At 45.0% G+C, this 620-nt stretch carries 1 pseudogene; it reads left to right on the top strand.

Features of this window, described 5'->3' with window-relative positions:
• Positions 1–620, top strand: a pseudogene (locus R7Z47_RS25540) (PDC sensor domain-containing protein); the annotation flags it as partial.

The raw sequence follows: 620 nt of genomic DNA, 5'->3' as shown, positions 1-620 counted from the left end.
TCCTCCGTTGAGTCACTTTTAAAAGGGCAAGAATCGCTGCTAGAAGTCGTTGGTCATCAACTGGTGGAGCAAAATAGCTTCACTCGTACCGCGGCCATTCAAACTCGCCCAATGTTAGATAAACTTCTCAACATTCATCCGGCGATCATCGGTTTTGGCTTGACCAATCCCAACGGTGACTACATTTCCGTTAGCTCGAACTTGATTTTGGAAAAGCTACACAATCTCAAGCAAGATCCGCTGACCAGAGAGACCTTCTTTGAAGCGTTGAACTCCGATCGCATGGTGATCGGCAGAACCTACTTTATGGAAGCGCAAGATTCGTTAGTTATTCCCATTCGTAAAGCGATTCCAGATAAAAATGGCGTAGTACAAGCGGTAATGACCGCTGGCTTTAACATGAATACGTCGTCAGTGTTTCGTAACGACATTCATGCTAATGAACACAATCGCGTGTCTCTAATTAGAAATGACGGCTACCTTACGTTTAGCTCATCTGAAGACACCACGATCAAGGACTATCAAAAGCCCGCCGATGATTTAAATAAACAAGCCTTATTGGATCAAATCCAGCAAGACTACGGCTGGGATACCGACCAAGTAAAACAGCTAACCCGAGC

This window comes from Vibrio sp. 1641 (assembly GCF_033339995.1).
Classification (GTDB): domain Bacteria; phylum Pseudomonadota; class Gammaproteobacteria; order Enterobacterales; family Vibrionaceae; genus Vibrio; species Vibrio alginolyticus.
The sequence above is the reverse complement of the archived record's forward strand: the minus strand, read 5'-3'. Positions and strand labels throughout refer to the sequence as shown.